At 56.7% G+C, this 3,979-nt stretch carries 4 protein-coding genes and 1 pseudogene; 1 reads left to right on the top strand and 4 read right to left on the bottom strand.

Annotation, left to right across the window (positions count from 1 at the left end; all coding sequences use genetic code 11):
* The 4 genes from ACOSYY_RS02765 to ACOSYY_RS02750 form a co-directional block, all read right to left on the bottom strand.
* A partial coding sequence (locus ACOSYY_RS02765) for an alcohol dehydrogenase catalytic domain-containing protein (protein ID WP_421660744.1) occupies positions 1 to 960 on the bottom strand: 960 nt, incomplete at its 3' end.
* A 120-nt stretch (positions 961 to 1,080) separates the two neighbouring features.
* Positions 1,081 to 1,479, bottom strand: coding sequence for a GlcG/HbpS family heme-binding protein (locus ACOSYY_RS02760; protein WP_421660743.1), 399 nt, complete (start codon positions 1,477 to 1,479; stop codon positions 1,081 to 1,083).
* Between the two features lie 352 nt (positions 1,480 to 1,831).
* Positions 1,832 to 2,464: an HdeD family acid-resistance protein gene (locus ACOSYY_RS02755; protein WP_421660742.1), complete on the bottom strand. Its 633-nt coding sequence runs from the start codon at positions 2,462 to 2,464 to the stop codon at positions 1,832 to 1,834.
* Positions 2,465 to 2,849: 385 nt separating this feature from the next.
* Entirely contained in the window at positions 2,850 to 3,275 is a 426-nt protein-coding gene (locus ACOSYY_RS02750; protein WP_421660741.1) for a CBS domain-containing protein, read from the bottom strand.
* A gap of 480 nt (positions 3,276 to 3,755) precedes the next feature.
* On the opposite strand from ACOSYY_RS02750, the pseudogene ACOSYY_RS02745 reads away from it, so the two are divergent.
* A pseudogene (locus tag ACOSYY_RS02745) lies at positions 3,756 to 3,979 on the top strand (hypothetical protein); the annotation flags it as partial.

Raw genomic sequence — 3,979 nt, 5'->3', positions numbered from 1 at the left:
GAAGCGAAGGATGAGATTGCCGGTTTGTGCGTCGCTGTCTTTGGCGCCTGGATCTTCAGTGACATACAGGCCTGGAATGCCGATCGAGCCTGCCGCGCGTGTCACGTCCATCAACTGGTTCAGCACGACCGCTGGTTCATCCGCCCCGCCGTGTCCCTTGGCTTCAAACCCCACGCAATCGACGGCACAGTCTACTTCAGGGACTCCGAGGATCTGCTCGATACGCTCCGTGATCGTCCCGCCGGCTGACAGATCGATCGTTTCGCACCCGAACGAACGAGCCTGGAGGAGACGCTCCTTGTTGAAGTCGGTGACGATGACGACTGCGGCGCCCAGAAGAAATGCGGAGGCTGCCGCGGCAAGCCCCACGGGCCCGGCGCCGGAAATCAGAACAGTGGAACCGGTCGTCACACCGGCGGTGATGCACCCGTGATACCCGGTGGGCAGGATGTCGCTCAGGCAAGTCAGGTCACGAATCTTTGCCATCGCCTGAGCCTTGTCCGGGAACTTGAGCAGATTGAAATCGGCATAGGGCACCATGACGTAATCGGCTTGCCCGCCGATCCATCCGCCCATATCGACATATCCGTACGCGCCCCCAGGCCGAGACGGATTCACATTCAGGCACACGCCCGTGTAGCGCTCCTTACAGAGCCGACAACGACCGCAGGCGATGTTGAATGGAACCGACACGAGATCTCCGACTTTAATGAACTCCACATCGCGTCCGGCTTCGATCACCTCACCCGTAATCTCATGACCTAAAATAAGTCCGATGGGCGCTGTGGTGCGACCTCGCACCATATGCTGATCGCTTCCACAGATATTGGTAGCGACGATCTTTAGGATGACGCCGTGCTCGCATTTCCTCCCGCCGGGCCCGACCAACTTTGGGAAGTCGATCGCTTTCACCTCGACCTGTCCAGGCCCCATATAGGCAATGCCACGATTGTTGGCCATGGTGTGTTTCTCCTCTCCCTCCTGAGCCCATGCTCTCGCGCCGGCATTTCGAGCGTGCCGTATTCGCTAACCCATCAGACGGGCACTGACGTTCCTGCACGAACTAAGGCTTGCGGCCCATTATTTAAAGGCCGCCGCGCCGGCTTCCGCCACGGCATGATCCTGTTCGCCCGACCCCCCGCTGACGCCGATAGCGCCGACGATCTTCCCGTCTCGTTTGAGGGGAACCCCGCCGGCAAAGATCATGACACGGCCGTCGTTGGACGCATGAATCCCGAAGAACTGGCCGCCCGACTGTGAGTGTTTCGCCAGGTCTTTCGTGGCAATATCGAATGCGCGCGAGGTAAAGGCCTTCTTGATGGAAATATCAATACTGCCGATCCACGCCCCATCCATCCGCACGTGCGCGATCAAGTTTCCGCCGGCATCGGCGACCGCGATGTTCATGGGTTGGCTGACTTCCGTTGCCTTCTTCTCGGCGGCGGCGATAACCTTCCGGGCATCATCAAGCGTAACCATGTTTACCTCCCCTAAATAAGGCCTCTGTCACCGTCCTTGCCTGTCCATCAATACGATGTCGTATGTGCTCAACGGTACGATTGTCGAGGATGCTCTCTGAGGTTGCCGCCACGGAACCATGACGTACGAACTACCACAGCAAGAGGCTTCCTGAACTCGGGCAATTCCCTAGTCCGTTGTCATGGACAAATGACAGAACATTGTCCCGCAACGACCTGTTGCATGATTGTTGAGCCGCATCTACCATAACGACTGTTCTGAGCACGCACGCGCCGCTCGCTATTTCCATCGAGATACTTCATCGAAAAAAACTCCGGCTCGTTCGCTCGATGCGAAACGGCTAGCTTCCAGGTTAATGGGCTGGGCGTCCTTCAAGAGTTCCCGGTGAACCGGCGGTCGTGTCGCGGGTTGTGCCGGCCAGATTCCGTAATCCGAACGCGAACATGATCAGCGAGGTCCCGCTGAAAAGGAGGTCGATGCCCAAAAACATCCCGATGACCCAAAGTCCTGACGCCGGCCATTCCGCGACGATCAGCAGACCGAGCAACAAGGTCACGATCCCACTCAGGAGGAGCCAGCCCCAGTTAGGAGGTCGCCCAGCAACGGCGGCCACGATGCGAAAGAGGCCGCCCGCCAGAAAGAACGCTCCAATCAGAAGCGTGAGCGACAAGGCCCCAGCCGCGGGACGAACGATCATCAGCACACCCACGACCACATAGAGAATGGCCACCAAGAGCTCCAACAGAACCCCGCTCCATCGAGGTAATTTGAACGCGTGAACCGCCTCAAAAATCCCGGCGAACGCCAGAATCCATCCGAGCACGAACACCGAGGCCAGTGTCGTCATCACGGAAAAGGTGAGCGCGATGACGCCGAGCACGACGAATGCGATTCCGGAGGCAAGGACCCAGCCCCAGTTTTTGCTTGCCGACTCCAAGCCCGTTTGCGTCAGACTGTCCCATCTCGTGAACGAATCATCATTCATGTACATCCTCCCCAGCCGCGGCCTGCTCTCAAGCATCCTGCCTGTAGCTGCCGTGCAGCAGGCCGAGCCGCCATGTTCCGAATGGAAATTGAGTCACTCGAATACCTGTTTTGTACCACCGCCTTGGATATAGTCCCATGTTCTCTCCGATATGCGGTGGCGGAATGCAGACCTCGCGAGAACAATAGGGTCGGGCGGCGAAGGTCGAAGGATTACCACAGCAGCAGACTTGCTGAACTGGCGTCGCCCCTAGTTGTCATGAAGCGCCTACTGCTTGTCCATACAAAGCAACGCCTCTCGCATCGACGAGGACGTAAGAATCGAACTTATGCGTGCGATCGATAATGACGTGTCAATCGTGCCGACTTGAACGTCTTTCATTTCATCAGAATTCGATGCCCGGGCCCAGCCCTATGCGAGCTCGGAGCAGATCGTGGCGCGTGACCGAATAGGCCACTTTGCCTTGTTTGATGACCGGGAGAATCAATAAATGCTTCTCCTTCATGAGGTTGATGGCATCGGCAAGGCTCGTCGATTCATCCACGACAAAGTGATCTTTATTCATGATCTGATCGGCGGTCATCTTGTTCAGATCTTTTCCGGATTCAATCACGCCAAGGAGATCAAATTCGCTGACGAATCCGACAAATTTACCGTTCTCATCGACGACAGGCGCGCCGGAGGTATGGGATGACAGCACTTCGAGAGCAATCGCCAACGCGTTTTGCTTGGCATGGAACCGCAAGCTATGCGTCCCGGCAATTTGACCGACCGTTTTGAATCCACCGACTGGTACACCTGGTAGCCCCATGTCGATCCTCCTTGTCAGACCATCACCACTAATCTGCCCGTCTTGCTTATGAGCTGAAAGCCCGTACCGGCTGGCGCCGATGGCATCGCCGGACCGGCTGATCCATAGATCGGCCACCATTCAACAACAGGGTGCACGCTGAAACCAGGTGTCCCGGAGTTGTTGCGCGCACAAGTGACCGATCATACTATTGCCGGCGATCCTGACCGTCGACTGGACAATACCCTAGATTCTACAGCCTCATATCTACTCTACGGTTCTGCTTGTGCATCGATCACAGCCATCCAGGGCTGTCCCGAGTATGAAAACGCAAAAATTGATCTTTATCTTCCTTCCTGGCCAATATGCGGCGCCTACGTCGAACACCCGGCGGCCGTCAGATCCAAGCTATCGACACCGGTGATGTCGCCGTGTCAGCATAGAACGGCGATCCGAATCGTCTTGCGTCTTGGTTTTCAGAGATAGCCGAAAGGGGAGCCGATGAAGTGTCTACGCTATTGGGGCGGCTTGCTCGTGGGAGTGATGATGTTCATCTTGGTTCCAAACGACGGAAACGCCGATAATTCTTCTCTTGAGGTAAAGGTTCGGGAAAGGGCCGCATCGATTGAAGCCAAGTTGATCGCCTGGCGAAGAGATATTCATCAACACCCGGAACTCGGTGATCAGGAGACCCGGACCTCGCGCCTTGTCTCTGAACACCTGCG

Source organism: Nitrospira sp. BLG_2 (genome assembly GCF_049222245.1).
This window is presented reverse-complemented; position numbering and strand designations above follow the sequence as displayed.

Bases quoted from the DNA above. Each gene is read 5' to 3' on its own strand.
- ACOSYY_RS02760 (WP_421660743.1), bottom strand. From the start codon at position 1,479: ATGGTTACGCTTGATGATGCCCGGAAGGTTATCGCCGCCGCCGAGAAG.
- ACOSYY_RS02755 (WP_421660742.1), bottom strand. From the start codon at position 2,464: ATGAATGATGATTCGTTCACGAGATGGGACAGTCTGACGCAAACGGGC.
- ACOSYY_RS02750 (WP_421660741.1), bottom strand. From the start codon at position 3,275: ATGGGGCTACCAGGTGTACCAGTCGGTGGATTCAAAACGGTCGGTCAA.